The 26,048-nt window shown below is 65.0% G+C and carries 20 protein-coding genes; 5 read left to right on the forward strand and 15 right to left on the reverse strand.

Annotated elements, in window-relative coordinates:
- Positions 1-43: 43 nt before the first annotated feature.
- Together BMW76_RS24125 and BMW76_RS24130 are read right to left on the reverse strand one after the other, a co-directional pair.
- Positions 44-3,868, reverse strand: a complete 3,825-nt coding sequence (locus tag BMW76_RS24125; protein WP_090869740.1) for a DUF748 domain-containing protein — start codon at positions 3,866-3,868, stop codon at positions 44-46.
- A gap of 354 nt (positions 3,869-4,222) precedes the next feature.
- Positions 4,223-5,641, reverse strand: a complete 1,419-nt coding sequence (locus tag BMW76_RS24130; protein WP_090869742.1) for a DUF1254 domain-containing protein — start codon at positions 5,639-5,641, stop codon at positions 4,223-4,225.
- 274 nt (positions 5,642-5,915) lie between these two features.
- On the opposite strand from BMW76_RS24130, the gene BMW76_RS24135 reads away from it, so the two are divergent.
- Together BMW76_RS24135 and BMW76_RS24140 are read left to right on the forward strand one after the other, a co-directional pair.
- Positions 5,916-6,560 (forward strand): FMN-binding negative transcriptional regulator, encoded by a 645-nt coding sequence (locus BMW76_RS24135; protein WP_090869745.1) that lies wholly within the window; start codon positions 5,916-5,918, stop codon positions 6,558-6,560.
- Between the two features lie 106 nt (positions 6,561-6,666).
- Positions 6,667-9,204: a heavy metal translocating P-type ATPase gene (locus BMW76_RS24140; protein WP_090869747.1), complete on the forward strand. Its 2,538-nt coding sequence runs from the start codon at positions 6,667-6,669 to the stop codon at positions 9,202-9,204.
- A gap of 76 nt (positions 9,205-9,280) precedes the next feature.
- On the opposite strand, the gene BMW76_RS24145 is transcribed toward BMW76_RS24140, so the two are convergent.
- On the reverse strand, positions 9,281-9,934 hold the full coding sequence (locus BMW76_RS24145) for a glutathione S-transferase family protein (RefSeq protein WP_090869924.1): 654 nt from the start codon (positions 9,932-9,934) through the stop codon (positions 9,281-9,283).
- A 266-nt stretch (positions 9,935-10,200) separates the two neighbouring features.
- On the opposite strand from BMW76_RS24145, the gene BMW76_RS24150 reads away from it, so the two are divergent.
- Positions 10,201-11,583: a polyhydroxyalkanoate depolymerase gene (locus BMW76_RS24150; RefSeq protein WP_090869749.1), complete on the forward strand. Its 1,383-nt coding sequence runs from the start codon at positions 10,201-10,203 to the stop codon at positions 11,581-11,583.
- A gap of 37 nt (positions 11,584-11,620) precedes the next feature.
- On the opposite strand, the gene BMW76_RS24155 is transcribed toward BMW76_RS24150, so the two are convergent.
- From BMW76_RS24155 to BMW76_RS24175, 6 genes are all read right to left on the reverse strand, one after another.
- Positions 11,621-12,235 carry a flavin reductase family protein gene (locus BMW76_RS24155; RefSeq protein ID WP_090869751.1) on the reverse strand — a complete coding sequence of 205 codons (615 nt, stop codon included), beginning with the start codon at positions 12,233-12,235 and terminating at the stop codon, positions 11,621-11,623.
- A gap of 208 nt (positions 12,236-12,443) precedes the next feature.
- Positions 12,444-13,373 carry a 3-hydroxyacyl-CoA dehydrogenase family protein gene (locus BMW76_RS24160; RefSeq protein ID WP_090869753.1) on the reverse strand — a complete coding sequence of 310 codons (930 nt, stop codon included), beginning with the start codon at positions 13,371-13,373 and terminating at the stop codon, positions 12,444-12,446.
- A 171-nt stretch (positions 13,374-13,544) separates the two neighbouring features.
- Positions 13,545-13,829, reverse strand: a complete 285-nt coding sequence (locus tag BMW76_RS24165; protein WP_090869755.1) for a hypothetical protein — start codon at positions 13,827-13,829, stop codon at positions 13,545-13,547.
- 464 nt (positions 13,830-14,293) lie between these two features.
- Positions 14,294-14,452 (reverse strand): hypothetical protein, encoded by a 159-nt coding sequence (locus tag BMW76_RS41265; protein WP_012403599.1) that lies wholly within the window; start codon positions 14,450-14,452, stop codon positions 14,294-14,296.
- Positions 14,453-14,847: 395 nt separating this feature from the next.
- Complete coding sequence (locus tag BMW76_RS24170) at positions 14,848-16,182, reverse strand: hypothetical protein (RefSeq protein ID WP_090869757.1); 1,335 nt, start codon at positions 16,180-16,182, stop codon at positions 14,848-14,850.
- A gap of 197 nt (positions 16,183-16,379) precedes the next feature.
- The gene (locus tag BMW76_RS24175; protein WP_090869759.1) at positions 16,380-17,066 is read right to left on the reverse strand and encodes an MgtC/SapB family protein; all 687 of its coding nucleotides are present in this window, start codon (positions 17,064-17,066) and stop codon (positions 16,380-16,382) included.
- Between the two features lie 155 nt (positions 17,067-17,221).
- Here BMW76_RS24175 and BMW76_RS24180 point away from each other — a divergent pair, with 155 nt between their 5' ends.
- A complete protein-coding gene (locus tag BMW76_RS24180) occupies positions 17,222-18,349 on the forward strand; it encodes an AGE family epimerase/isomerase (protein WP_090869761.1) in 1,128 nt (375 codons plus the stop codon).
- A 124-nt stretch (positions 18,350-18,473) separates the two neighbouring features.
- On the opposite strand, the gene BMW76_RS24185 is transcribed toward BMW76_RS24180, so the two are convergent.
- Positions 18,474-20,084 (reverse strand): methyl-accepting chemotaxis protein, encoded by a 1,611-nt coding sequence (locus BMW76_RS24185; protein ID WP_090869763.1) that lies wholly within the window; start codon positions 20,082-20,084, stop codon positions 18,474-18,476.
- 241 nt (positions 20,085-20,325) lie between these two features.
- On the opposite strand from BMW76_RS24185, the gene BMW76_RS24190 reads away from it, so the two are divergent.
- The gene (locus BMW76_RS24190; RefSeq protein WP_090869765.1) at positions 20,326-20,784 is read left to right on the forward strand and encodes a PaaI family thioesterase; all 459 of its coding nucleotides are present in this window, start codon (positions 20,326-20,328) and stop codon (positions 20,782-20,784) included.
- 119 nt (positions 20,785-20,903) lie between these two features.
- Here BMW76_RS24190 and BMW76_RS24195 read toward each other — a convergent pair whose 3' ends face one another.
- From BMW76_RS24195 to BMW76_RS24215, 5 genes are all read right to left on the reverse strand, one after another.
- Entirely contained in the window at positions 20,904-21,752 is an 849-nt protein-coding gene (locus BMW76_RS24195; RefSeq protein WP_090869766.1) for an ureidoglycolate lyase, read from the reverse strand.
- Between the two features lie 59 nt (positions 21,753-21,811).
- Positions 21,812-22,555, reverse strand: coding sequence for an SDR family oxidoreductase (locus BMW76_RS24200; RefSeq protein ID WP_090869768.1), 744 nt, complete (start codon positions 22,553-22,555; stop codon positions 21,812-21,814).
- Between the two features lie 155 nt (positions 22,556-22,710).
- On the reverse strand, positions 22,711-23,541 hold the full coding sequence (locus BMW76_RS24205; RefSeq protein ID WP_090869771.1) for an amidohydrolase family protein: 831 nt from the start codon (positions 23,539-23,541) through the stop codon (positions 22,711-22,713).
- 15 nt (positions 23,542-23,556) lie between these two features.
- On the reverse strand, positions 23,557-24,597 hold the full coding sequence (locus BMW76_RS24210; RefSeq protein WP_090869773.1) for an aldo/keto reductase: 1,041 nt from the start codon (positions 24,595-24,597) through the stop codon (positions 23,557-23,559).
- 145 nt (positions 24,598-24,742) lie between these two features.
- Complete coding sequence (locus BMW76_RS24215) at positions 24,743-26,047, reverse strand: UxaA family hydrolase (protein WP_090869775.1); 1,305 nt, start codon at positions 26,045-26,047, stop codon at positions 24,743-24,745.
- Position 26,048 lies beyond the last annotated feature (1 nt).

The following is a 26,048-nucleotide window of genomic DNA, read 5'->3' on the forward strand; positions in this document are numbered from 1 at the left end:
CACTCGGCCGGCGACGCCATACGCACGTGAACGCGTCGACGCCTTATTTAAGGCCGAAATCGACTCGCGTCGTCGCGCCCTTGTCGCTGATCCCCGACGCGTCGAGCTTCGGCGCGACGATGAACACGCGGCTGCTGTCGATCTTGCCTTCGAAGTACTGCTGCACCGCCTGCGCGCGCCGCTGCGCGAGGTCGCGCAAGCTCGCATCCGTCACGGGCGCATGCTCGGCGAGCGCGGCCTTCATCTCGTCATCGGGCAGCGTCTTCGTCAGGCCCACGAAATTGCGCGGCTTCTTGAAGTCCGCATCCTTGTAGGCCTTGGTCAAGTACTTGTCGTATTCCTTGTCGTCGACCTTGACGCTCATCGGGTCGACGCTCTCACCGTTGCCAACGACGTCCTTGATCTTCTGCTGACGCACGAGCCGGTCGACATACGCGGTGCGCAGCCCGGGCTGATCGACAGCCGGATCGACACGCCCGATGATTTCGATGCGCACCGACGGCTTGTCGGCGAGCGCCTTCACGATCGTGTCGAGCTTCTTCTGCGACGCGTCGGAAAGCGCTGCTGACCCGGCATCGAACTCGACATACCCGAGTTCCTCGCCATTGCCGCCAAACGCGTGCGCGAGCAGCGAGAACGGCGCCGTCACGGCCTTTTGCAGCAGGTTCAGCACCGCATGCCAGATCAGCCCGCCGATGCTGAACTCCGGATTGTTCAGCGAACCCGACACGGGAATGTTCACGTCGATCTCGCCGCGCGAGTTCTTCAGCAGCGAGATCGCGAGCCGCACGGGCAGCTTGGTCGCCGTGTCGTTGTCGACGTGATCGCCGAATGTCAGCTGGTCAATGAAGATGTGGTTGTTCGCCGTCAGCTGGTCATTCGCAAGCTGATAGTGCAGATCGACGTTCAGCTTGCCCTTCGTGATGGGATAACCCGCGTACTTCGCCGAGTACGGCGTGAGGTTGGTCAGTTCGATGTCGTGCGCAGTTGCGGTCAGATCGAGCGACGGCTTCGCGATCAGCGGATTGACCGAGCCGCGGATCGTGATCGGTCCATTGGCCGCGAGTTTCGCCGACACATCGACGGGCGCCGACTGCTTCGAGTCCGTGCCGAACGCGCCGACCGTCCCGTGAATCGCGACCAGGTTCGCCGAGTAGTTCGGCTTGATGAAGTTGTCGGTGTAGTTGACGCGGCCGTTCTGCAAGACGAGCTGGCCGAAGTGCAGGCGCACGGGGTTTTGCGGCGTCCCCGTCACCGTCACGGCCGCGCTGGAGGCAGCCGATGCCGCAGCCGGCGCTGCCGCCGACGTAGCCGCCGATGTCGCAGCCGGCGCAGCGGCAACGCGCGCTTCCGATGCGGCAGGCGGGCTCAGCGGAATCGGCTCACGACCCCTGGCGTTCTTCTCGCGCGTGAGCGATTGCGGTTCGCCCGGCTGCTGCGCGACCACGTCCTTCAGATTGAGCTTGCCCTGCGCATCGAGCAGCACACGTCCGTAGAAGTTCGTGAACGTGACCTTGGCCGCATCGACATCCGTGCCGCGTGCGTCGTAGTTCGCCTTCAGGCCCGTGAGCGCAAGCGAGCGCCAGCCCGCAAACGGGTCCGACGTCGCCTTGTCGATCATCCGCACGTCGACGAGCGCCGCGTCGCCGTGATACGTCGCGCGCACGCCCTTCGACTTCTCTTCCTGCGCCATCGACACTTCGCCGTTCGCGTTGAGCAGCGCGCTCGCGACGGTCGCGTTCAGCTTGTTGCCGAAGTACGGTTCGAACGCGGCGGCATCGAGCCGGTTCGCGTTGATCTTCAGCCCGAGCTTGAGCGGCGTCGCCGTCACGTCGCCCGTCACGCCGAGCGTGCCCTTGCCGTTCACCGTCGCCTGGAGCTCGACGGGCAGCGCGCGGCTCATATCCTCGCTGATCTTCTGCACTTTCAGCTGCAGCGGCGTCACGACGATCTTGATGGGCCGCGCGGTCGTGTTGTCGGTGAAGGTGGCCGACGAGTTCTTGAGATTCAGCTCGCCGATGCTGTAACGCCAGGCCGGCCCTTCCTGCGATGCCTTCTTCGCAGCGTGGATCACGGTTCGCGCATGCACCTCGTCCTGCGGCGGAGCGGCGAGCGCGGCAAGGTCGATCGTGCCGTCTTTCAGGCGCTGCGCATCGACGGACAGGCCCGTCAGGTCCACGCCGTCGATCTCCGCCTTGCGGCCCGTCAGGTCCACGTGCTTCACGCTCGCCTTGCCGTCCGCGATCGCGATGGCCGGCTGCTTCTCGCCCGCCGCCGCCACCTTGACCGATTGCAGACCGATCTGGCTTTCGCCGATCTGCAGATCGATGGGCTCTTTCGACCAGTTCGCCGTCAGCTTCGTCTGCACGCCGATCGTGCCGTCGACCAGCTTGGCCGCCGTCACCGTGTCGAGATACGGCTGCGCGAGGGGCAGCGACAGCGATTTCAGATCGATCTTCGCATCGGCCGTCTTCGCGGCGAGCGTCAGGTTGCCCGTCACGGCAAGCGCACTCTTCGGCTGGTTCTTGAGGCCACTGTTGACGCTATAGCGCGCGGGCATCTTGCCGAGCGTCGAGAAATCGTCGAGCGATACAGTGAGATTCGCCAGCCCCGCCGACACGGGCCGCGACGCCGCGTCGTCCTGCACGTCGACAGTGCCGTTGGAGAGCGCGAAGCGCTTGATCTGCAAGTCGATGGGCGGCGCGGCCTTCGCTGCTTCCGGCTTCGCCTGCGTGCCGGACGCGGGTGCGGGTGTCGATGCGGGCGCGGGTGCGGACCGGTTCGGCGCGCCGGCTGCGGGCGCCGGGGCGAACGTATGCTGCACGCTCAGGATGCCGTTCTTGTCGCGCGAGAGATGCACGTCGGGCGCATCGAGACGGATATCGTCGAAGTGATAGACGCTCTTGAGCGGCTCGAGCGTCGCCGCCGCCACATGCAGCGAGCGCGCCGCGAAGAACGGCGCCTTGTGCTCGTCGAGCACGTCGATGTCGGCGAGATCCGTCGTCCCCGTGATGCGCAGCGTCGGCGCATCACCCGCCATCACGAAGTTGACTTTCAGATCGCTCGACAGCTTGCCCGCCTGCACGGTGACGGGCAGCTTCGCGGGCGAATAGGACAGCAGCTTCGGCACGTCGAGACCCTGGAAGCGCAGCGACACTTCCGACTCGCGTGACTTCGCGAACGGCTTCGTGCGGCCATCGATGGCAAGCGGGCTGCCGTCGATGCGCGCGCGCAGCAACGGCTCGACGAAGATATCGGTTTTCGAAGGCAGCGTCGCGATGAACGGAATGCCGAGCTTCCATTGATCGACGACGTGCGTGACGCCGAGCAGGCGGTCGTCGAAGGTGATCTTGCCGTTCTCGATCCGGATGTTCGAAACCGAGAACTGCGCGGGCTTGCTCTCGGGCTTCGACGGCTGCTTCGCGAACTTCTCGATCAGGTCGCTGAAGTTGAAGCGCTGCGCGTCATAGCGAACGATCGTGAAGCGCGGCGAGTCGAGATGCACTTCGTCGACGATGGGCGCGAGCCGGAAAATCGAGCTCCACGATGTGCGCACGATCAGCCGCTCGATATCGACGAAACTGCCGTTGCCGCCGCGTTCGCCGATATGCACGCGGTCCGCTTCGAAGTTGAGCGTGTACGGATTGAGCGCGATGCGGCCGATGGTGGCGGGGCGATCCAGTTGTTCGCTGAGTTGCTGCTCGGCGATGTGGCGAATCAGCGGCGGCGCGGCGAAAAAGCCGAGCAGGCCGAATATGGCCACCACGATGAACAGGATGAGGACGATCCGCCGGGCGCGTCGTCCTTGCGCGACTTCGCGGACGGTTTGAATGGAAGAAATGAGTGTTGCTTTGGTGGGACTTGCCATGCTCGGTCGCGGGTAGTGCGGCGCAAAGCTCGCCGCTGTGACGAAGATCCAGTTTGCCCAAAGTATAAGTCGTGTACTCCGGGCAAAGCATCAAATGTCATGTGAATGCCGACCGTTTGCAGGCAAATAAAGGTGAGAAAGTGTAAAGCCGCGGATGCCCGTCGAACAAAGGGAGATGTCCACCAGGGTTGGCGCTTTAGCTGCCGGCTGGAGTTGGTGCTTTCGCACTTACCAGCCCCATGCAGAGCACTTGCCCTGGTCCCGTGCAAATCTGTCGGCCAGAGTTGCCGGTTCAACGCCTTGCCCTGGTCCCATGCACGATCATTGCGATCATGCGGCCGCCACCTTCATTCGCTATTGACGCACGACGGCGGGCGGCGCCCAGGTCCCATCGCTCGCTTCCGGCTTCGGCGCATAGAGACGCAGCACGAGCTGGAAATCGCCGCGCGGGGCGGGCAGCCAGTTCGCTGCCTTGCGCGGCCGCACCGATGACACCGTCACGTCGATCGAGCCGTCGCGATTGCGCCGCACGCCCGCCCTGTCGCCGACGGCCGCATGCGCGGGCGCGCTTTCGCCGAGCGCCCCGTCCTTCGTGTAGGCCGTGACCGACCAGAAGCCGCGCACGGGCGGCACCTGCCTCGGTGCGAAATGCATCACATAGCGGTTCGCGCCGTTCAGCGCGTGGCCGTCGCTATCGAGCGACACGCTCGCGCGCACTTCGTCGTCCTTCGTACCGATGCCCGGCTGTGCATAAGACGCATACGCGCGCAACGCATAGTCGGGACCGTAGCTGCCGACGCCATCGCCGAACCAGCTCCAGCCGTTGCCCATCAGCATGTTGGTCGGCGGCGTCGCGACGCGCGCATGGCCGTCCGCGAGACCGCCCGCGATCGCACCCGTCGCCGACGACGGCAACTCGACAGGCTCGTCCGGCTGCACGCCGAGGTCCGCGAGAAATTTGAGTGCGTGCGGATCGGCGGGCGAAGGCGGATTGTCGGGCAGCAGTTGCGCGACGCGATCGAAGAAGCCTTTCGCATCGAGCGCGCCGACCTGGTCGGCGGGCGAGCCCGATGCACCCGTATCGGCGGAGAGGCTGCGCGGCGCGACGGAAGCCGCGGACGCGTCACCCGTATAGACGCTCAGCGGCGCCACGCGGATGCCGCGCTGCACCTTGCGCACCGCCGTCAGGTCGTGCGCGCCGCTGGTCTGGATACGCACGTCGAGCCACACATTGCGGGTCGGCGCGTCGATGCGCTTTACGCCCTTCGGCAGATCGCCCTTCCAGTCGGGCTTCGCGAACGCGACCATCTGCGCCTTGACGCCCGTCGCGCGGGAGGCGCCCTGCGAAGCCGTCGTCGACCACAGCACGTTGGTCCACATGTCGAGCGCGCGCGCGTCGACGTAGCGCCCCGGCGACGCAGGCAGCGACACGATCACCGGCTCGTCGCCGACGTCGAGCCATGCGGTCGAATCGAGCGTATCGATGCCGGGCGTCGCCGGATTGTGCGCGCCGACGGGCGGCAGCGCCGTCGCGTGGCGCACCGTGTTGATGGGCGCCTGGCCCGGGCCCATACCGACGGCGGCATCGCGCGCCGTGCCCATCAGCACGAGCGGATACGCAAAAACGTAGGAATCGGCAACCTCGTCCTTGATCCATCCAGTAGGCTTGGGCGCCACGGTAGGAGTCGACGAGCAGCCGGCAAGAAGTGCAACGCCTGCGAGCGCCGCGCAGGCAAGGCGAAACGGAAACTGTTCTCGGCGATTTTTTATCATTCGATGAACCGCGGTCCTGGATGTATCTCTCGGGCCAGGACCGACTAGGTCCGCCGAGCCCCCGCTCGCGTCAACCCGCCGCATTGTCCTGACATTGCTTTTCTGAGATCGGGTTTTATCTTATCCGCGACGCGGCGGCAAGCTATAAGGCACGAACGTGAACGTTGCGTTGCATTTTGAGATACGGTTGCGGTTTTGGGCGCGCTTTTAAACGCACTTTCGAGCGTCACCGTCCTGAGCGTCACCGTCGCCGCCTTTTACCCGGAGCCGAGTCATGTACATTCCCGCCCATTTCGAAGAGAACCGTCTCGAAGCTCTCCATCGGCTGATCGCCGACTATCCGCTCGGATCGCTTGTCACCGTCGGCCCGAACGGGCTCGACGCAAACCACGTGCCGTTCGAATTCGATGCCGGCAAAGGCCCGCACGGCACGTTGCGCGCGCACGTCGCGCGAGCGAATCCCGTCTGGCAGGAAGTGGCCGAACGGCCGGATGCGCTCGTGATTTTCCAGGGACCGAGCGCGTATATTTCGCCGACGTGGTATCCGAGCAAGCACGAAACGCATCGCCAGGTGCCGACGTACAACTACATGGTCGTGCATGCGCATGGCCCGATCGTGGTGCGCGACGACGAGGCGTTCGTTCGCGGCCTCGTCGCGCGGCTCACGCGCAAAATGGAAGCGGGCGAACCGGTGCCGTGGAAAATGGGCGACGCGCCCGCCGACTACATCTCGCAGATGCTGGGCGCGATCGTCGGCATCGAGATCGAGCTCACGAAGCTGACGGGCAAATGGAAGCTGAGCCAGAACAAGGCTTCCGCCGACCGGCGCGGCGCCGCCGACGCACTCAACGAACGCGACAGCGACGAGCAGCGCGCCGTCGCCGACGCGATGCTGGCCGCGCCGCCCAATCTCGATTGACGACATCGCAACAACCGATTCTCGACAGTCCTTGACCTTCCCATCATGGGAAGGTCGATACTGGCTCCATCAAGCACTTATGCGCCGTAACTGGAGCCCCGCCGCCATGACCGATCTCGCCACACCGCGCGCCGCCGACACTTCTCGCGTCGACGCGAAAACCGCCGAACTCGACATCCGCGGGATGACCTGCGCGTCATGCGCGCTGCGGGTCGAGAAGGCGCTCGCGAAAGTGCCGGGCGTCTCGGCCGCATCGGTGAATCTGGCGACGGAAAAGGCCAGCGTCGAGGCCGACGCCTCCGTTGCCGTCGATACGCTGGTCGCCGCTGTGCGTAAGGCGGGCTATGACGCGCAAGCCGTGGAGGAAGCGCCGCTGTCCGCAAGCGATGCCGCAGCCACGAGCACCACGAGCGCAGAACTCGCGATCGGCGGCATGACGTGTGCGGCGTGCGCGCTGCGCGTCGAAAAGGCGCTCGCGAACGTCCCGGGCGTGACATCGGCGTCCGTCAATCTCGCGACCGAAAAGGCCGCCGTGACGACCAACGGCGCGGTCGGCATCGACCAGCTGATTGCGGCTGTCACGAAAGCCGGCTATCAGGCGACACCGCTCGCGACGGACGCTGCCGACGCCGGCACCGCGCCCGCCGCTCGCGACAAGGACGCCCTCGCGCGCCAGGCCGTGCGCCGCGAGCTGGGCGCCGTCGTGCTCTGCGCGCTGCTGACGCTGCCGCTCATCGTCCCGATGATCGTTGAACCGCTTGGCCTCGACGCGATGCTGCCCGCCTCGTTGCAACTCGCGCTCGCCACCGTCGTCCAGTTCGCGTTCGGCGCGCGCTTTTACCGCGCCGCGTGGAAAGCCGTTCGCGCCGGCTCGGGCAACATGGATTTGCTGGTCGCGCTCGGCACGTCGGCGGCGTATGGCGTGAGCGTCTATCAGATGGCGCTCCATCCCGGCGACACGATGCATCTCTACTTCGAAGCGTCGGCCGTCGTCATTACGCTGGTGCGCTTCGGCAAGTGGCTCGAAGCGCGCGCGAAGCGTCAGACCACCGACGCAATCCGCGCGCTCAACGCGCTGCGGCCCGATCGCGCGCGCATCGTCGTCGGAACGCAGGAGCTCGAGGTGGCGCTTGCGCAGGTGCGCGTCGGCATGATCGTCGCGGTGCGGCCGGGCGAGCGCGTGCCCGTCGACGGCGCCGTGCTGCAAGGCCGCACGCATATCGACGAATCGCTGATCACGGGCGAAAGCCTGCCCGTGCCTAAGCAGCCGGACGACCGCGTGACGGCGGGCTCGATCAACGGCGAGGGCGCGATCACGGTGACGACGACGGCCATCGGCGCGGAGACGACGCTCGCGCGGATCATCCGGCTCGTCGAGACGGCGCAGGCGGAGAAGGCGCCGATTCAACGGCTCGTCGATCGCGTCAGCGAAATCTTCGTGCCGGCGATTCTCGCGATCGCGCTCGTCACGCTGACGGGCTGGCTGCTGACGGGGCACGACGCGGAAACGGCCATTCTCAACGCGGTCGCGGTGCTGGTGATCGCGTGTCCATGCGCGCTCGGTCTCGCGACGCCGACGGCGATCATGGCGGGCACGGGCGTCGCCGCGCGTCACGGCGTGCTGATCAAGGATGCGCAGGCGCTCGAAATCGCGCATCAGATCCGCGTGGTCGCATTCGACAAGACGGGGACGCTGACGGTCGGCCAGCCGTCGGTGACGGCTTTCGACGCGGCGCCGGGCATCGACCGCGCGCAAGCGCTCGCGCTGGCGGCCGCCGTGCAGCGGCATAGCGATCATCCGCTTGCGAAGGCGGTCGTGAAATCCTTTGAGGCAGCACCGGATGCGCAGGCCAGCGCGACCGTGCTGCCTGCGTCAGGCGAAGCGCGCGCCGTCGCGGGGCGCGGCGTGGAAGCTGACATCGGCGGGGAAACCGTCGCGATCGGCAGCGGCCGCTGGCTGCGCGAACTGGATGCCGCGCTGCCGCCCGCGCTCGCCGAGCGGGCACGCGAACTCGAAGCGCAAGGCAATACCGTGTCGTGGCTGATAAAGCGCGGCAACGCGGACGCATCGACGGATGTCCTCGCACTGATCGCGTTCGGCGATACGTTGAAGCCGGGCGCGCGCGCCGCCGTCGAACGCCTGTCGCGGATGGGCGTGACGAGTGCGCTCGTGACGGGCGACAACGAAGGCAGCGCGAAAAGCGTCGCGGCCGCGCTCGGCATCGACGAAGTGCACGCGCAGGTGCTGCCGTCCGACAAGGCGCGTGTCGTGCACGACCTGAAGATCCGCACGTCGAGCGTCGTCGCGATGGCGGGCGACGGCATCAACGATGCGCCCGCGCTCGCCGCCGCCGACATCGGCATCGCGATGGCGACGGGCACCGATGTCGCGATGCACGCGGCGGGCATCACGCTGATGCGCGGCGATCCGGCGCTCGTCGCCGATGCGATCGACATCTCGCGGCGCACGTGGCGCAAGATCCGGCAGAACCTGTTCTGGGCGTTCGTCTACAACCTGATCGGCATTCCGCTCGCGGCGTTCGGGCTGCTGAATCCGATGATCGCGGGCGCGGCGATGGCGTTTTCGAGCGTCAGCGTCGTGACGAACGCGCTACTGCTACGAACGTGGCGTTCGTCGCGATGACTCGCGGCGACTCTGCGGCTAAAGGCGGCGAGCGTCTCCAGGCCGTGCGGCCACGCGTCGTCATCGTGCGCCGCGCCTAGAACTCGACGTCGAGTTCGTCGATTTCGTCGGCTTCCTTCTGCGCGTCGGCGATCCACTGCTGCATCTCGGGCAGCGCGAGAATGCGCTGCCCATACGCGACGATGTCGGGATCGAGTTGCACATCGTAGGTCACGAAGCGCGTAACGACGGGCGCGTACATCGCATCCGCTGCGCAACGCTCGCCGAACAGATACGGCCCGCCATATTGCTCGAGGCACTCGCGCCAGATCGTCACGATACGTTCGATATCGGACTGCGCGCGCGCCCATACCTTGAAGCCCGGAAAGTGCGCTTTCAGATTCATCGGCAACGCCGAGCGCAACGAGCCGAAGCCCGAATGCATTTCACCGCAGATTGCGCGGCAGTGCGCGCGCGCCTTACGGTCCTTCGGCAGCAGCCCTGCTTCGGGCCGCACTTCGTTCAGATACTCGGCAATCGCGAGCGTGTCCCACACCTTGATGCCGTCGTGCACCAGACAGGGCACGAGAATCGACGGCGACAGCAGCAGCAGTTCGGCGCGCGCGGCGGGATCGTCGATGGGGACGACGACTTCTTCGAACGGCAGGCCGCTGAACTTCGCGAGCAGCCAGCCGCGCAGCGACCACGACGAATAGTTGCGGCTGCTGATCGTCAGCGTGGTGTTAGCGATCGTCTTGGCCATGTCTCGCTCCTCAATGGAACTTCGCACCGTTCGCTGCTCCTTGCGGTGCGCGTCGCGATGCACGATGCCGTGCGTGCGCGCACCAACACGCGGCGAAACAGGCACCTTGCGCAAAGCGGTGCAAGTGCTATGCCAATGATAGCGGCGCGCGTTTTGTTAAATATCGCTCCGCCGGGCCTGTAGCGGACGCCATTGGCATATGACTTGCCTCTCATCCCGCTCAGTGTGTTCAATTCTGCTGATGCGCGAAGGCCATGAATCCGTTCGCTTATCCGGCGTACCAGGCGTTCGCCAACCTGATGCTGCCTCTACGGCACAACGCTTCGCTCTTGCGCGGCGCGCTCGACGCGTGGCCCGACTACGCCGGCACGCCACACGGGCGGACGCTGCGCGCATCGGCCGATCTGCTGTCGCTTGCGGGCCTCACGCATGCGCGCCCGCGCTTCGGCATCGATTCCGTCGATGTGTTCGGACAGGCCGTCGATGTCGTCGAAGAAGCGGCGCAGTCCACGCCCTTCTGCACGCTGCTGCATTTCCGCAAGCGCGCTTCGTACGATGTGCCGCAGCCGCGCGTGCTGATGATCGCGCCGATGTCGGGCCATTTCGCGACGCTGTTGCGCGGCACGGTGCGCACGATGCTCGCCGAGCACGACGTCTACATCACCGACTGGCACAACCCGCGCGACGTGCCGCTATCGGCGGGCCGCTTCGGCTTCGACGAGTTCGTGCAGCACGTGATCGATTTCACTGAGACGATCGGCGCAGGCGCACATCTGCTGGCCGTGTGTCAGCCGACCGTCGCAGCGCTCGCCGCCGTCGCGCTGATGGCCGCCGACGATCATCCCGCGCAGCCCGCGAGCATGACGCTGATGGCGGGCCCGATCGACACGCGCGTGAACCCGACCCGCGTGAACGAGCTCGCGAAGAGCAAGCCCATCGAGTGGTTCGAAAAGAACATGATCAGCTCGGTGCCCGTCGGCTTTCAGGGCGCGTTCCGGCGCGTGTATCCGGGCTTCGTGCAGTTGAACGCGTTCATGTCGATGAACGCCGGGCGTCACATGGAGGCGTTCGAAACGATGTATCACGAATGCGCGAAGGGCGACCCCGACAAGGCCGACGCGATCCGTTTCTTCTACGAAGAATACTTCGCGACGATGGACCTGACCGCGGACTTCTACCTGGAAACCGTCGATACCGTCTTTCAGCGGCATGCGCTGCCGCTGCGCGAACTCGAAGTGAAGGGACGGCGCGTCGAGCCCACGAAGATCCGGCGCACCGCGCTGCTGACGGTGGAAGGCGAGCGCGACGATATCTGCGCGGTCGGACAGACGCTTGCCGCGCAGGACATGTGCGACAGGCTGCGCCCGTATCTGAAGACCCATCATGTGCAGACGGGCGTCGGCCACTATGGGGTGTTCAACGGACAGCGCTGGGAACAGCAGGTGTATCCGCGCATCCGCGCTGTCATTCACGACAACGAGCCGCGCGCGGTGCCTTCGGGTGCGCACGGCGCGCGAGTGTCGTTGACGCTCGGGGCCGCTTCGGCATCGCAAGTGGCATGGCCTGCGGGCACGACGCCCGCTGCCGCCGAAGCCGCCGATGCCGATCAGTCTTCCGACGAGACCGCTGCGGAATGAGCGCAACTGCCTCTGTCGTCGGGTCGCGTGCCGATCGTCAGGATGTCGGACGGATCATCTGGAACATGTCGCCGATCTGCGCGTAGTCGGCGCGATAGCCCGCGCGCATGATCGGCTGCGCGGCGTGCGTGTCGAACAGGCCGTCTTTCAGATACTCGCTGCGGATATGCACGCCGACCACCTGGCCGAGCGCGAGCCAGTTGTCCATCGGCTTGCCGTCGAGATCATGCAACTGGACGACTTGCAGCAGCTTGCATTCGAGCGCCGCCGGCGATTCGCCGACATGCGGCACCGACACGTTGCGTCCCGGCGCGGGCGTGAGGCCCGAAAGCCGAAACTCGTCGATGTCGGGCGCGACGGGCGCCGACGTGCGGTTCATCTGCTCGGCGAGCGGACGCGTCGCGAGATTCCAGACGAACTCGCGCGTCTCTTCGATATTGCGGATGCTGTCTTTGCGGCCTTCGCTGCAAAAACCGATGATGGACGGAAACGTCGCAAAAGCGCCGAAGAAGCTGTACGGCGCGAGATTCAACTGGCCGCTTGCCGCGCGCGTCGAGACCCAGCCGATCAGTCGGGGCGCAACGATCGCCTTGAACGGATCGTGAGGCAGGCCGTGACCGGCAGATGGGTCGTAGAAATAGACGTCCGACATGATGTCGCTTCCTTTGTTTCGCTTGGGTTTTGCTCGCTTGCGCCTGGTTTGCTTGCGTCTGGTTTGCTTGCGTCTGGTTCGCTTGCGTCTGGTTCGCTTGCGTCTGGTTCGCTTGCGTCTGGTTTGCTTGCGTCCGGTTCACTCGCTTCCGGCTCTCTTGCATCTGTTCGCGATGCTCAGCGGCGCGGCGCTCCGCCGCCGCTCAGCGTTATCCGTGCTTCTGTCCATTCGACTGGATCACGCGTCTGCGTCCTGCTTTCACTTTCGCGGCCTGCGCGTCGTCCCAGTCGTAAAAGCCCGCGCCGCTGCGCACGCCGACGCGTCCCGCACGCACCTGCTCGCGCAGCAGATCGAGCACCTCTTCGTCTTTCGCGAGCGCCGGCATCAGATGGCTCGCGATATCGACGAACGTATCGAGGCCGCCCATATCCGCGCCTTCGAACGGCCCGACGATGCCCCAGCGCTTGCCCAGCGACCCCTTCATCACGCGGTCGACGACTTCGGGTGTCGCCGCGCCCGAGCGCACGATGTTCAGCGCTTCGCGCAACACCGCGAACTGCAGACGGTTGCCGACGAAGCCCGGAATCGCTTTCGTCAGCACGACAGGCTCCATGCCCGTCGCGTTCATCAGCGCGACGGTCGCATCGATGACGTCTTGCGTCGTGTCGCTGCCCGGCACCACTTCGACGAGGGGAATCATATGCGGCGGATTCCAGTAGTGCGCGATCAGAAAGCGTTCTTTCGCGCGCAGCGGCACCGAGAGCTGATCAGGTGGAAAGCCGCTCGTGTTGCTCGCGAGGATCGCGTCGTCGCGCAGTAGGTCCGTCAGCGCCGCATAGAGGCGATGCTTCAGTTCGAGCACTTCGGGAATCGCTTCGATCACGAAGTGCGCATCGGCCATTATGTCGAGCGACGCACTCGTTTCGATGTTGGCAAGCGCCGCCGCTTTCGCCTGCTGATCGATACGGCCGGCGTCGATCAGTTCATCGAGCACCGCTTGTGCCTTCGGCGCGACGCTGGCGAGCCGCGCGGGGTCGACATCGTTGACGATCGTCCGATGTCCGTGCAGCGCGCTCTGCGTCGCGATGCCGACGCCCATCAATCCCGTTCCCACCACGCCTACGACTGGCTTGCTCAATCCTTATTCCCCTTGCCGGTACGGTTCCGCTGGTCAAAGCACGAAAGCATAGCGCAGCGCACGTTTTTCCGACGCCGGATACGACAGGGCCGGCGCGCTCTTGCGAGCGGCCGGCCCTGTTTTCCCGTCGCGGCATCTCCAACCGATGCCGTTCAGGCTGACGTCAACGCGTTAGTAGTAACGCGGCGGCGGCGGACGGTGGCCGTGATCGCGATCGTGGTACGGATCGCGGTCATGCGGGTGATGACGCATCCAGTCGTCGTGCGCCCAGTAGCGGTGGCCGTCCCAGTAGCGGTCGCCGTGCCAGCCGATGTTGATCTGCACGCCCACCGGCGTCATGTGCGGCTGCCCGTAGACGGGCGCGTGCTGCGCAAAGGCGCTGGTTGCGCCGAGCAGTGCGCCGCCCGCAAGCACTGCCGCGATGATCGAACGCGATGTCTTGTTCAAGGCCTTCATGACTATTCTCCCTATCGAGTTTCGTTGCGAGCGACGGCTGAATCGACCGGGTTGGTTTGAGATTCGCGCCCTTCGCTTGAGAACCACTTTAGCGGCGCAGACCTTTCATAGACGTGAGCACTTGTAAGCGCACATTTCAAAAGCGGGACACCCCAACAGGCGAGCGTTGCGGCGGACAAGCCCTGATTTCGCAAGGCTAAATGCGCTTCCGATAGTGGTTCTGGCCGACCGGGCGCGAATCGTCCGTTACATCCATTTCGGCCCCGAAATAATGGACGACGGATTACAACGTTGCGCGCAACACCGAACTGGCGTGGCCACGGGACGGGGCTCACGCTAGTCGGAAAAGGCGCAAAACAAAAAAACCCGGCGTAGCCGGGTTCCTTTGAGTTGCTCGCCGCTTCTGGATGGCGGCGACATGCGCAGTGCAACGTCTTTTTCTTCGACGGCTGGCCGATCAATGATCAATCGGTCAGGCGGATGCCGAATAGCGTTGATTGCGACTTGCGAACACGCTCCGCTTCGCGATGACGTGCTTCGTACGAGTAGTCCGAATCCAGAGGCAAGTGGGGCGACGCGAAGAGGTCGCTAACCTTTTGGAACAGCGCGAAAAGATAGTTCATGGCGACTCCCGGTTGATGATGGTTGAGCTAGGGTTTTCCCTTAATGAGAAGTATAGGGTTTTCCCTAGGCAAAATCTAGTGCAATGCAGCAATTTATTGGCGCGGTCTTTCGCCATAGGACGTTTGATGGAATGTTGCGTCGCGTCAGGCCGACCAAATCAGGCCTGCAGACCCGCCCCCGTTTTTGCGAGACATCGATGTATGAATGCAACAGCCTGCCGGGCGTTGGCGGCGCGGGAGCGGAGTAGACCGTTAGATGCGTTTTTGCGGCTGCAGACGGCTTGGTGGTGCACGCGAACGTCCGTCATGTCATTCGCGCGAGAATCGCCGGTCTCGAAACAGGAGGAACGGGACGAATTGCCGGCCGCCCATCGACGCGCAGCCGGCGTCGACGCTTAGTGAGCGTGCGCTGACTTGCGTCGCTGAGCATGCTGGGCATGCGCGACGTGCGCATCCGCGGGCTTTGCCGGCGCGGTCGCGGCAGCGGGCGAAGCAGGCGCGGGAGTCTGCGCGCTAACAGGAAGGCTCGTCGTCGACGAATCCGTGCCGAGCAGCGTCGCGAGCGTGGCCTGCTGGTTCAGCATCATCTGCTCGATGCGCTGTTCCTGTGCCGTCGACTGATGCGCGAGGCGCAACAGCAGCAACGTCTGCGCGATACCGATCGCGATCGTCATCAGCAGCGCGCAGACCACGATAGTCAGCAGCCATTTCATGCGCCGCGAGTGATCGCTGTCGGCACGGCGCTGGTCGGCGATCACGCCATACAGCGCATCCACGGTATCGGCGAAGGCGGTCGCGCGTGCCTGATCCAGTTCGGGCGTGGCGCGCGGCGCCTGGTGGCGCGATGTCGTTGCGACGTACGGCGCGCGCGTCGGCGGCGTGGCTGGGCGCGTCGCGTTCGTGCCCATCGCGTCTGTCGCGCCAATCCCGCTGTTTCCGTCGATTGCCCCGCTTCCATCGCCTGGTTTCGCCGACGCATCGGATGCCGTCACATCGCGCGCAACCGTCGCGGCTTTGGCGCTCGCAGCGACGGGGCGCTGCGCCGCGCCGCCGGACGCCAACGCCTTCGCACCTTCCTTCTGCTCGGCAGATCCCGCCACCGTTGCGGATGCCTGGCGCAGCGCCGCCACGCTGCGCATCACGCTCGCCGTCGCCAGCGACGCAGTCTGCGACGACGTATCGCCCGTCACCTTTGCAACGCTCGCCGACGTCGCAGGCTGCGCCGCCATGTCGTCTTCAGCCGAAGCAGCATTCGACGCTTGCTCAACAGCACTGCTTGCTGCCGCAGCCGATTCCGGCAAGCCCGCTTCCGTTTCGATCAGCATTTGACCGGCATGCGGATCATCGGCTGGCGCCTGTTCTTTCGACGACGACGACGCCGCGCGCGTGCCGCGCAGCCCTGCTTTCGCTTCCGCCGGACCCGCCGGAAAGCCGCCCCCATCCGCCGCGCCCGCCGCTGCCAGCACGACATCGGGCAACTCGAAGCCCGCCAGCGTGCCTTGCCGCACGTCGATGTTCATCGCATGCTGCTCGGCGCGGGCCGTATCGTCGGGGAACAGGTCGAGCGTGCTGTCGTCGCGCACGGCATCGCTCAATTGCGCGAGACGCTGCGCCGAGCGCGCCGCCCGCGCGAGCTTGTTTTCCGTTTCGGGAGAGACAGCGGACGCGCGCCGCTTCTGCGAACGGACGCGTGCCGGGCGGGAAATCGTGGAATCTGCGGAGTCTGCCATGAAGGAAAGCGGGAAAGGCAGCGTTCGTCGCCTGTCAGGCGCCGCTACAACATGCCGTCAGCGTGTTTTAGAGCCCGCATTGTCTCATGCAAAAGGGGACACAGAAATGGATCGCGGGCCTTTTTGCGACGGGCTTCGCGTGCGAGCGGCGCGCGCCGCTGATCCGCTCGACGCAGCCCCGCGTCCGCTGATCCCGCTTAAGCCGGCTCCCCGTTTTCGCGAAAGTCCTTCACGGCCGGCAGCGCTTTCAGTTGCTCGCAAATCGCCGTGTACTCCGTCATCGACACGCGACTCAGCGTAATCACCACTTCGTCGAACTGCGGATCGTCGTCGCTCTGCTGCATCACGAAGTGCTTAACGCGCGGGCTCGCCGGACCCAGCGCTTCGTGCAGCGAATGGAACGTCATCGAGCCGCGCTCGACGACAAGCATCAGCTGGCAGCGCTGCTTGACCGTGATGAAGCGTTTTTCGATCGGCTGGACGCCTGCGAGGATGATCAGAACGATGATCGTCGCGGCGATCGACGCCGTGTACAGTCCGCCGCCCACGGCGAGTCCGACGGCCGCGACGGACCAGAGACTCGCCGCCGTTGTCAGCCCGCGGATGATCGAGCCGCGCAACAGGATCGAACCGGCGCCGAGGAAGCCGATCCCGGAGACGACCTGTGCCGCGACACGCGACGGGTCGAGCACGACGTGCTCGGTGCCCAGGACGTCCGCGAAACCGAACGCCGAGACGATCATGAAGAGCGCCGAGCCGACGCACACGAGCATATGTGTGCGCAGCCCCGCGGCCCATGAAAGCCGCTCGCGTTCGAAGCCGATCACGCTGCCCAGCACCGCCGCGAGGACGAGCCGTGAGATCAATTCGACATCGCTAATCATGTTCTTCTCCTTGGCACATTGACGCCGCCGCGTGCGGTTGCCTGTTCGCGAGATGAGCATCACGCGCTGTTTGCTATGCTGGAGCCCTCGGCGCGCATGCGGCCCGCATGCACTTCACATCACGCCCACCACTCCATTCACCGAATTCCCCAACCATGAACCCGATCGCATCCACGCCCGAACTTGCAGCCGCGCTGCGCGACCACTTCGCGCACGTCATCCTGCCGATCTGGCGAGGGCCCGGCTTCAACGCGGCGCTCGGCCTGCCGTACGAAGCCGTCGCAGCCGATGGCCAGACGCCGCTGCCCGTCGTCCGCTATCGCGCGATGGCGTGCGCGCGGCAGATGTTCGTGTTTGCGCTGGCCGGAGAAATGGAGCATGCGCTGCGCCTGTTCGAATCGCTGATGCGGATCTTTCAGGACAGCAGGCATGGCGGATGGTTCTACAGCGTCGATGCGCAGGGCGCGCCGCTCGACACGACCAAGGATCTCTACACGCACGCGTTCGTTGTGTTCGCATGCGCCGAATACGGGGCGCGCTCGGGCAACCGCGATGCGCTCGACGTCGTGCATCGCGCATCGTCGCTGATCGAAGACCGCTTCGCCGCCGACGATGGCCTGCTGCACGCCGCGCTCGCCGCCGACTTCTCGACGAAGGGCGAGATGCCGCTGCAAAACCCGCTGATGCATCTGACGGAGGCCTGGCTCGCGGCGCGCGCGGCCACGCAGGACGCTGCGTTCGATACGGCGATCGCGAAGCTCGGCGATGCGATTGCGCGCACCTTCGTGCACGAGCCGACGGGCTGCATCGCCGAGCTGCCTATTGGCAAAACGGGCAAAGCCGGCAGCGCGGGCAGTGCAGACAACAGGCTCGAGCCAGGCCATCAGTTCGAATGGTTCTGGCTCGTGCAGCAGGCAGGCGATGTGCTCGCGGGCTCGGGCCTGCGCGAAGCGCTGGCGCGCGCGTTCATGTTCGCGCACGAACGGGGCGTCGATGCAGCCACGGGCGGCGTGCATGCCGCGCTCGACGAGGCGGGCGGCATCAAGGACTCGACTCAGCGCATCTGGGCGCAGACGGAATATCTGCGCGCGCTGGCCGTGCACGGCGACGCCGCCATCCGCGCGCTGCTGCCGCAACAGATCGAGCGCTTCCGCCCGCGCTTTCTGCACGCGCAGGGCTGGGTCGAATGCAAGACGCTCGCGGGCCAGATCGCTCGCGCGGACATGCCGTCGACGACGCCCTATCACCTCGCCACCGCTTACGCCGCATTGCCGTCCGCATAACGGACGCTATTTCATAGCGGCTGCGCGTGAGAAGAGCAGCAAAAACGAAGCCCGCGAAGCAAGTCGCTTCGCGGACTTGTCATATGGGACCTGCGATCTGCGCCCTACACGCTAACGCATACGCTCAGGCGCCGACCGGCTCGCTATACCCGGGCGCGATCGCATGTCGCGTGCGCCGCGACGTGAACACGGCATCTGAAATCTCGAACGCGGACACGGCGTCCTTCAACTGTCGCGTCTGCTGATGCAGCGACGCGGCCGCAGCCGCCGCTTCCTCGACGAGCGCTGCGTTTTGTTGCGTCATCTGGTCCATCTGCACGACGGCCTGATTGACCTGCTCGATGCCCGTGCTCTGTTCGTGCGACGACGCACTGATCTCGGCCATCATCTGCGTGACGCGCGAGATCGAATCCGACACGTTGCGCATCGCTTCGCCCGCGCGTTCGACGAGCACCGATCCGCCCTGAATCTCGGCCACCGATTCGCTGATCAGTTCCTTGATCTCCTTCGCCGACTGCGCGCTGCGCTGCGCGAGCCCGCGCACCTCGCCCGCGACGACGGCAAAGCCGCGGCCCTGCTCGCCCGCGCGCGCCGCTTCGACGGCCGCGTTCAACGCAAGGATGTTGGTCTGGAACGCGATCCCATCGATCACCGTGATGATCTCCGCGATGCGGTCCGAGCTTTGCGCGATGCCGTGCATCTTCGTCACGACCTCGTTGACGACATCCGTGCCGCGCGAAGTCGCGTCGAGCGCCGTCTCGGCGAGCGTGTTCGCTTCGCGCGCGTGCTCGGCGTTCTGGCGCACGGTCGCCGTCAGTTCCTCCATGCTCGACGCCGTCTCTTCGAGCGACGCCGCCTGGTTTTCCGTGCGCGCCGACAGATCGGCGTTGCCCGTCGCGATTTCGTCCGCGCCGATATGAATCGAATCGGCCGCTTCGCGCACGGTCTTCACGGTGCGCGCGACGCTTGCCTGCATATGCGAGAGACCCGAGAACAGACGGCCGATTTCGTTCGTGCCGCGCTCCGCGATCGGCTGGTTCAGGCGGCCTTGCGCGATGCGCTCGAAATGGCGGCCCACTTCTTCGAGCGGCCCGACGACGCCACGGCGCAGCACCACATGCACGCCGATCGTGCCGCCCAGCAGCAGCGCAAGAATCACGAGACCGACCACGCGGAACATCGTCTCGCGCGCATCGATTGAATCCAACGACGCACGGCCCGCCGCATCGCCGAATTGCGTGAAGTTGTGCAGTTCCGTCAGATACGCGTCCTGCATGCCTTGCGTCGGCTGATCGAGGAACGCCTGGATGTTGTTGGTGTCGAGATACTGCGCGAGTTCGCCGAGCGCCGTATGCAGCTTCTGGTACTTCTCGTTGAGCGCAGCGGCGTGTGCGCTGTTTTCGTCGTTGAGTTTCGGCGCGTTCATGAATACCGCGAACGAACGCTCTGCGGCGGCGATCTGCTCGCGCGCATGCTGAACGATGTCGGTCGGTTCCGCGCCGCCGCGCACCATCCGCGTGCCGGCACGCGAGAGATTGATGCGTGCGTCCATCAGATGCTGCGTCGTCTCGTTGACGGCGTTCACCTGCCGAAGCGCGACGTTCGCCAGATCGTCGACGTCATCATGCGTGCGCGTCATCGACCAGAAACCGAGGCCCGCCGTCACCAGCTGGAAAATGCAGAAAGCGGCCAGAACACATAGCAGGCCGGATGCGACCTTGATCTTGCTGAACATCGAAACACCTGAATAGCTGAGAGGACGGGAGTGCATCCGGGTTTACGGCAGTGCCGGCCGTCGCCTTGAGCGTTCGCCTGAAAAATTACCCGTACGTGCGAATAGTGAAAGGCACGCCGTGACGTCACATCGAATTACGCAATAATTGCCGGGCAATCTTTTCGAATTCTCTTGACGCGCCGCATTCATGCTTCCTAGAGTGGGGACATCGCCATGCGGGCCACGGCCCGAAGGAACGACGATGACTGATCTACTCGACCGGGCGCGCGGCGCACTGCACGCCCAGCCATTCAGCGTATTGCTCGGCACCGAACTGATGTACGTCGGCGCGAACGAACTGACGCTGTGTCTGCCGATCCGCGATGAATTGCGGCAACAGCATGGCTTCGTGCATGGCGGGGTGATCAGCTATCTCGCCGATAACGCGCTGACCTTCGCGGGCGCGCTGGCCCTCGGGCCGAGGGTCGTGACGGGCGAGTACAAGATCAACTATCTGCGGCCCGCGGTGACGGGCGTGCTGATGGCGCGCGCGGAAGTGGTGTACGTCGGCAGGCAGCAGGCGACGTGTCAGTGCAACGTGTTCGTCACCGATGGCGACAGGGAACGGCTGATCGCCGTCGCCCAGGGCACGATCAACCGGATCGGCGACGGCACGGAAGACGAACCCTTGCGCGCGGACGAAAGACGTCATCGCGAATGAAAAGAAAAAAGCCGTCCGGACATCGTGTGTCCGGACGGCTTTTTCTCTTCATAGATGATGCTCTGTATGCGCAAATGAACGGGCAACGCGCCGTTCTATGAGTCAGGACTCAGCGCGAATCACTCCGCCGCATACGTCTTCTGCTGCTGCTCGCCGAGACCCTCGATGCCGAGCCGCACCGTCTGCCCCGCCTTCAAATATACGGGCTCGGGCTTCACGCCCATGCCGACGCCCGGCGGCGTGCCCGTCGAGATCACGTCGCCCGGTTGCAGGCTCATGCACTGCGACAGATACGACACCAGCTTCGCGACGCCGAACACCATCGTCTTCGTGCTGCCGTTCTGATAGCGATGGCCGTCCACTTCGAGCCACAGCTTCAGGTTCTGCGGATCGGGCACTTCGTCGCGCGTGACGACCCACGGACCGATCGGGCCGAACGTATCGAAGCCCTTGCCCTTGTCCCATTGACCGGCGCGCTCGATCTGCCATTCGCGCTCGGACACGTCGTTGATCACGCAGTAGCCCGCGACATAGTCGAGTGCATTCGCTTCGTCAACGTACTTCGCTTCCTTGCCGATCACGACGCCCAGTTCCACTTCCCAGTCGGTCTTCTTCGAGCCGCGCGGAATTTCGATGTCGTCGTTCGGACCGATGATCGCGCTCGTCCACTTGTTGAAGACGACGGGCTCAGTGGGTACGGGCAGATTCGATTCGGCCGCGTGGTCCGCGTAGTTCAGGCCGATGCACACGAACTTGCCGATTTTGCCGACGCACGGCCCGATGCGCGGATTGCCTTCGACTACCGGCAGCGACGCCGGATCGACTTCGCGCAGTTTCGCGAGCGCGGCGTCCGTCAGCGTGCTGCCGTCGATGTCGGCGACCACTTTCGACAGATCGCGAATTTTGCCTTGCGCATCCAGCAAGCCCGGCTTTTCCTGGCCTTTCGGTCCATAACGAAGCAATTTCATCGCTGCAGTTTCCTCAGTTCAGTGATTCATCAGGTTCATCGATGCCTACGCTGCGCGGCTCAGTTCGACCAGCCGCCGTCGATCACATGCGCCTGGCCCGTCGTGAACGCCGATTCGTCCGACGCCAGATACAGCGCCAGCGCCGCGATCTCTTCCGGCTTGCCCACGCGGCCCATCGGCTGACGCGCGACGAACGCCGCGTGCACCGCTTCGACCGTCGAGCCTTGCGCCTTCGCCTGTTCCGCGATGCGTTCTTCGAGCGAAGGCGAGTGTACCGTGCCCGGACAGATCGCGTTGCAGCGTATGCCGCGCGTGACGAAATCGGCGGCGACGGACTTGGTCAGTCCGATCACGGCCGCTTTCGACGCGCCATACGCGAAGCGATTCGGCACGCCCTTCACGCTCGACGCCGCCGACGACATGTTGATGATCGAGCCGCCGCCCTTCTCCAGCATCGCGGGCAGAAACGCGCGGATCGTCCGGTACATCGCCTTCGCGTTCAGCGCGAAAGCGAAGTCCCAGTCTTCCTCGCTCGCTTCGAGAATCGAGCCCGCGTGCACGTAGCCCGCGCAATTGAACAGCACGTCGATTGCGCCGAGCTCGTCGGCGAGCGCCTTGATCGCCGCGCCGTCGAGCACGTCGAGCTTGCGCGCTTCGACGGGCTTGTCCTTCAGCGCGTCGATGCGGATGTCGGTCGCGATGACGCGCGCGCCTTCACGCGCGAAAAGCTCGGCCGTCGCGAGGCCGATGCCTTGCCCCGCGGCGGTGATCAAGGCCGTCTTGCCGGCCAGTCTTTGTATCATCTACGGCTCCCGTTGGATTGGCGTTTGAGTCATACCGGGTATTGCAGCGGCTGCTCACCGGCGCGATCGTGGAAATGTCGTCGAGCGGATTCAGAGGCTCGATTCAAAGGCCGCATTCAGAGGCCCGATTCAGAAGCGCGATCCACAGGCCCGATTCAGAGGCGATAGAACGCGGCCGCGTTGCCGCCGAATACGTCATCGCGCTCCGCGTCGGAGAGTTGCGCGAGCAGCAGCGTCGCGATCGAATGCCACAGCAGATAGTCGCCGTTCAGGTTCAGCACCGGCCAGTCGCTGCCCCACATCAGGCGCTTCGGCCCGAATGCGGCAAGCAGATGATCGACGTAAGGACGCAGTGTCGCTTCCGTCCATCCTTGTGCCGCTTCCGTCGCGAGGCCAGACAGCTTGCAGTGCACGTGCGGCGATTGCGCGAGCCGCGTGATGCCTTCGGCCCATGCGTGCCAGCCCGCGCTGCCTTCGCGGATCGCCGGCTTCGCGCCGTGATCGACGACGATGCGCAACTGGTCGAAGCGCTTGATAAACGTCTCCAGCGCATCGACGTGGCGCGTGAAGATCAGCGCATCGAAGGCGAGATCGTTCGCGATCAGCGCATCGATAGCCGGCTTCAGCGCGGGATCGGCGATCCAGTTGTCGTCGGGCAGGTCTTGCAGCATCGGCCGCACGCCCTTGAACTTCGGCTCCCGCGCGAGCGCTTCGATCAGCGCGGGCGCATCGGCGTCGAGCATCGGCACCCATCCGACGACGCCCGCAATCGACGCCTCGTTGCGCGCGAGTTCCAGCAGATAGCGCGTTTCTTCGACGGTCGGCGCGGCCTGCACGACGACCGTCCGCGTAACGCCCGCCTTTTCACGCAGCGGCGCGAGATCGGCGGGACCGAATGTGCGATAGAGGGGAGCGAGATCGGGCGTGAGCCAGCCGTAGTCGCCGCGCTCCGGGTTCCAGTAATGCTGATGTGCGTCGATTTGCATGATGTCGTTGAGCAGCTAGTTCTTCGGCACGGGCGCGCGCGGATCGAGCAAGTCCTTGTCGCGCAGCGCCTGCCACAGTTCAGCAGGTATCGGTCGATCGAACGACGCGACGTTCTCGCGCAGTTCGTCCGCATTGCGCGCGCCCGTCAGCACGGTCGCGACGGCAGGATGCGCATACGGAAACTGCAACGCAGCGGCAGCAAGCGGCACGCCATGCACCTTGCACACCGCTTCGAGACGCGCGACACGCGCGATGACGTCATCGGGCGCTTCGCCGTAATTGAACTTCAGATCGCCTTCGACGCCCCGCGCGAGAATCCCCGAATTGAACGCACCGCCGAGCAGAATGCTGACGTTGCGCCGTTCGCATTCGGGCAGCAGATCGTCGAGCGTCGCCTGTTCGAGCAGCGTATAGCGGCCGGCGAGCAGCGCGCAGTCGATGTCGAAATCGCGCATCGCATCGAGTATCGCCGCGCCTTCATTGACGCCGAGGCCGACCGCTTTCACGACGCCTTGCGAGCGCAGATCGTCGAGCGCGCGAAAGCCGCCGCCTTGCGTCAGCTGCTGCCAGTAATGCGCGTTGCTTTCGCCGTGAGTAAAGCGGCCGATGTCGTGCACGAGAAGAATGTCGATATCGACGATGCCGAGCCGCTGCTGGCTGTCTTCGAACGAACGCAGAATGCCGTCGTGCGTGTAGTCGTAGATCGCTTCGAACGGCAGCGGGTTTTGCCAGCCTTCGCTGCCGTCATACGGATTCTTGCGCGGCACGAAGCGGCGCCCGACTTTCGTCGACAGCACGAATTCGCCACGCGGATAGCGGCGCAACGCATCGCCGAGACGATGCTCGGCTTTCGTGTGGCCGTAGTGCGGCGCGGTGTCGAAGAAGCGCACGCCCGCGTCCCACGCGGCCTCGACGGCGCCGAACGCCTCGTCGTCGGACAGATCGCGATAGAGCCCGCCAAGCGGCGCCGTGCCGAGACCAAGGCCCGTCACTTGCAGCGCGCGTGCGCCGATGCTGCGGCGCTTGCACACGTTTGAACCCGGCGCGTTCGTCATTGCGTGTGTCTCCTGTCGGCTGGAGTTAGTGCTTTAGCACTTACTGCAGCCCCATGCAGAGCTGTCGATCCAGAGTTGGCGCTTGTGCCGTACTCTGATCCCATGCACGGCTCAAGTCGTGCGCGTGAAGGAACCGATGCAGCGTTCACCGCTCCGTCAAACCAACGACCCGCTGAGCCGAAGCCGCATGGAAGGGCAAGCACGCCGGCCCGACGGGCTCGAAGGTCTTGTACGTAAGAATAAACTCCTGATGTCCGAGCGACTCGGATTTCGACGCCACGCCCTGCGCGACGGCGAGCGTGACATCGAACACCTCGCGGCCCACTTCGTCGAGCGTCGCGCGGCCTTCAAGGATACGCCCCGCATCGACATCCATGTCGCCGGACAGATTGCGATACGTGTTCGGGTTCGCGCAGACCTTGATGACGGGCGAGATCGCCGAGCCGACCACCGATCCGCGCCCCGTCGTGAACAGGATCACATGCGCGCCGCACGCGATCAGCTCCGCGATTTCCGCGTTGTCGCTGATGTTCGGAAAGCCGAAGCGCGGCTCGCCGTCGGGCACGACGTCGAGCAGGTAGAGACCGCCCGTCGGCGGCACGTCGCCGGGCTTCACGATGCCGACGATCGGCGATGCGCCGCTCTTCGCATACGCGCCCAGCGACTTCTCCTCTTGCGTCGTGAGTCCGCCGTCCGCATTGCCGGGCGCGAAGCTGCCGTGACCGAGGATCGAGTAATAACGCGCGGCCTTCGCCACGCACGCGACGATCTCGTCGCCCAGATCGTCGCGCGCCGCCCGGCTCTTCATATGGAACTCGCAGCCGACCAGTTCGCCCGTCTCCTCGAAGATGCAGGTCGCGCCCTGCTCGATGAAACGATCGAACGCGCGGCCCACGGCGGGATTTGCGGTGATGCCGCTCGTACTGTCCGAGCCGCCGCAGATCGTGCCGATCACCAGCTCGGACAGCGCCATCGGCACTTTCTGCTGCTGCGCAAGTTCGCTGCGCGCGTTGCGCACCCAGTCGACGCCATATTGAATCGTGCTGCGCGTGCCGCCCTTTTCCTGGATCGTCAGCACGTGCGCGGGGCGTCCGCTCGCGCGCACGACATCGGCCAGATAGTGCTTGTTCATGCTCTCGCATCCGAGCGAGACGAACAGGACGGCGCCGACGTTCGGATGGGTCGTCAGCTGCTCCATCATCTTTTCGGCGTAGCTGTTCGGATAGCAGCCTGGAAAGCCAATCAGATGAACGGGCGGCGCCTGTTCCGCCGAAGAATCGTCGAATGCATCGAACGAAGGACGAAACTGCGCGACGATCTCGCGCGCGACGTGATGCGCGCATTCGACGAGGTACGCCACCGCGACCACGTTGCGGATGCCCTTGCGTCCGTCGCTGCGCAAATAGCCTTGCAGCACGGCGCCGTTTTCTGCTGCTGAAATGGGGGTCATG

Origin of the sequence: Paraburkholderia diazotrophica (genome assembly GCF_900108945.1) — a bacterium.
GTDB lineage: Bacteria > Pseudomonadota > Gammaproteobacteria > Burkholderiales > Burkholderiaceae > Paraburkholderia > Paraburkholderia diazotrophica.

Coding starts and splice junctions, on each gene's coding strand:
- BMW76_RS24205 (WP_090869771.1), bottom strand. CDS start 23,541: ATGCAAATCGACGCACATCAGCATTACTGGAACCCGGAGCGCGGCGAC.
- BMW76_RS24155 (WP_090869751.1), bottom strand. CDS start 12,235: ATGTCGGACGTCTATTTCTACGACCCATCTGCCGGTCACGGCCTGCCT.
- BMW76_RS24165 (WP_090869755.1), bottom strand. CDS start 13,829: ATGAAGGCCTTGAACAAGACATCGCGTTCGATCATCGCGGCAGTGCTT.
- BMW76_RS24140 (WP_090869747.1), top strand. CDS start 6,667: ATGACCGATCTCGCCACACCGCGCGCCGCCGACACTTCTCGCGTCGAC.
- BMW76_RS24170 (WP_090869757.1), bottom strand. CDS start 16,182: ATGGCAGACTCCGCAGATTCCACGATTTCCCGCCCGGCACGCGTCCGT.
- BMW76_RS24210 (WP_090869773.1), bottom strand. CDS start 24,597: ATGACGAACGCGCCGGGTTCAAACGTGTGCAAGCGCCGCAGCATCGGC.
- BMW76_RS24180 (WP_090869761.1), top strand. CDS start 17,222: ATGAACCCGATCGCATCCACGCCCGAACTTGCAGCCGCGCTGCGCGAC.
- BMW76_RS24175 (WP_090869759.1), bottom strand. CDS start 17,066: ATGATTAGCGATGTCGAATTGATCTCACGGCTCGTCCTCGCGGCGGTG.
- BMW76_RS24150 (WP_090869749.1), top strand. CDS start 10,201: ATGAATCCGTTCGCTTATCCGGCGTACCAGGCGTTCGCCAACCTGATG.
- BMW76_RS24130 (WP_090869742.1), bottom strand. CDS start 5,641: ATGATAAAAAATCGCCGAGAACAGTTTCCGTTTCGCCTTGCCTGCGCG.
- BMW76_RS24200 (WP_090869768.1), bottom strand. CDS start 22,555: ATGATACAAAGACTGGCCGGCAAGACGGCCTTGATCACCGCCGCGGGG.
- BMW76_RS24215 (WP_090869775.1), bottom strand. CDS start 26,047: ATGACCCCCATTTCAGCAGCAGAAAACGGCGCCGTGCTGCAAGGCTAT.
- BMW76_RS24185 (WP_090869763.1), bottom strand. CDS start 20,084: ATGTTCAGCAAGATCAAGGTCGCATCCGGCCTGCTATGTGTTCTGGCC.
- BMW76_RS24125 (WP_090869740.1), bottom strand. CDS start 3,868: ATGGCAAGTCCCACCAAAGCAACACTCATTTCTTCCATTCAAACCGTC.
- BMW76_RS24190 (WP_090869765.1), top strand. CDS start 20,326: ATGACTGATCTACTCGACCGGGCGCGCGGCGCACTGCACGCCCAGCCA.
- BMW76_RS24195 (WP_090869766.1), bottom strand. CDS start 21,752: ATGAAATTGCTTCGTTATGGACCGAAAGGCCAGGAAAAGCCGGGCTTG.
- BMW76_RS41265 (WP_012403599.1), bottom strand. CDS start 14,452: ATGAACTATCTTTTCGCGCTGTTCCAAAAGGTTAGCGACCTCTTCGCG.
- BMW76_RS24135 (WP_090869745.1), top strand. CDS start 5,916: ATGTACATTCCCGCCCATTTCGAAGAGAACCGTCTCGAAGCTCTCCAT.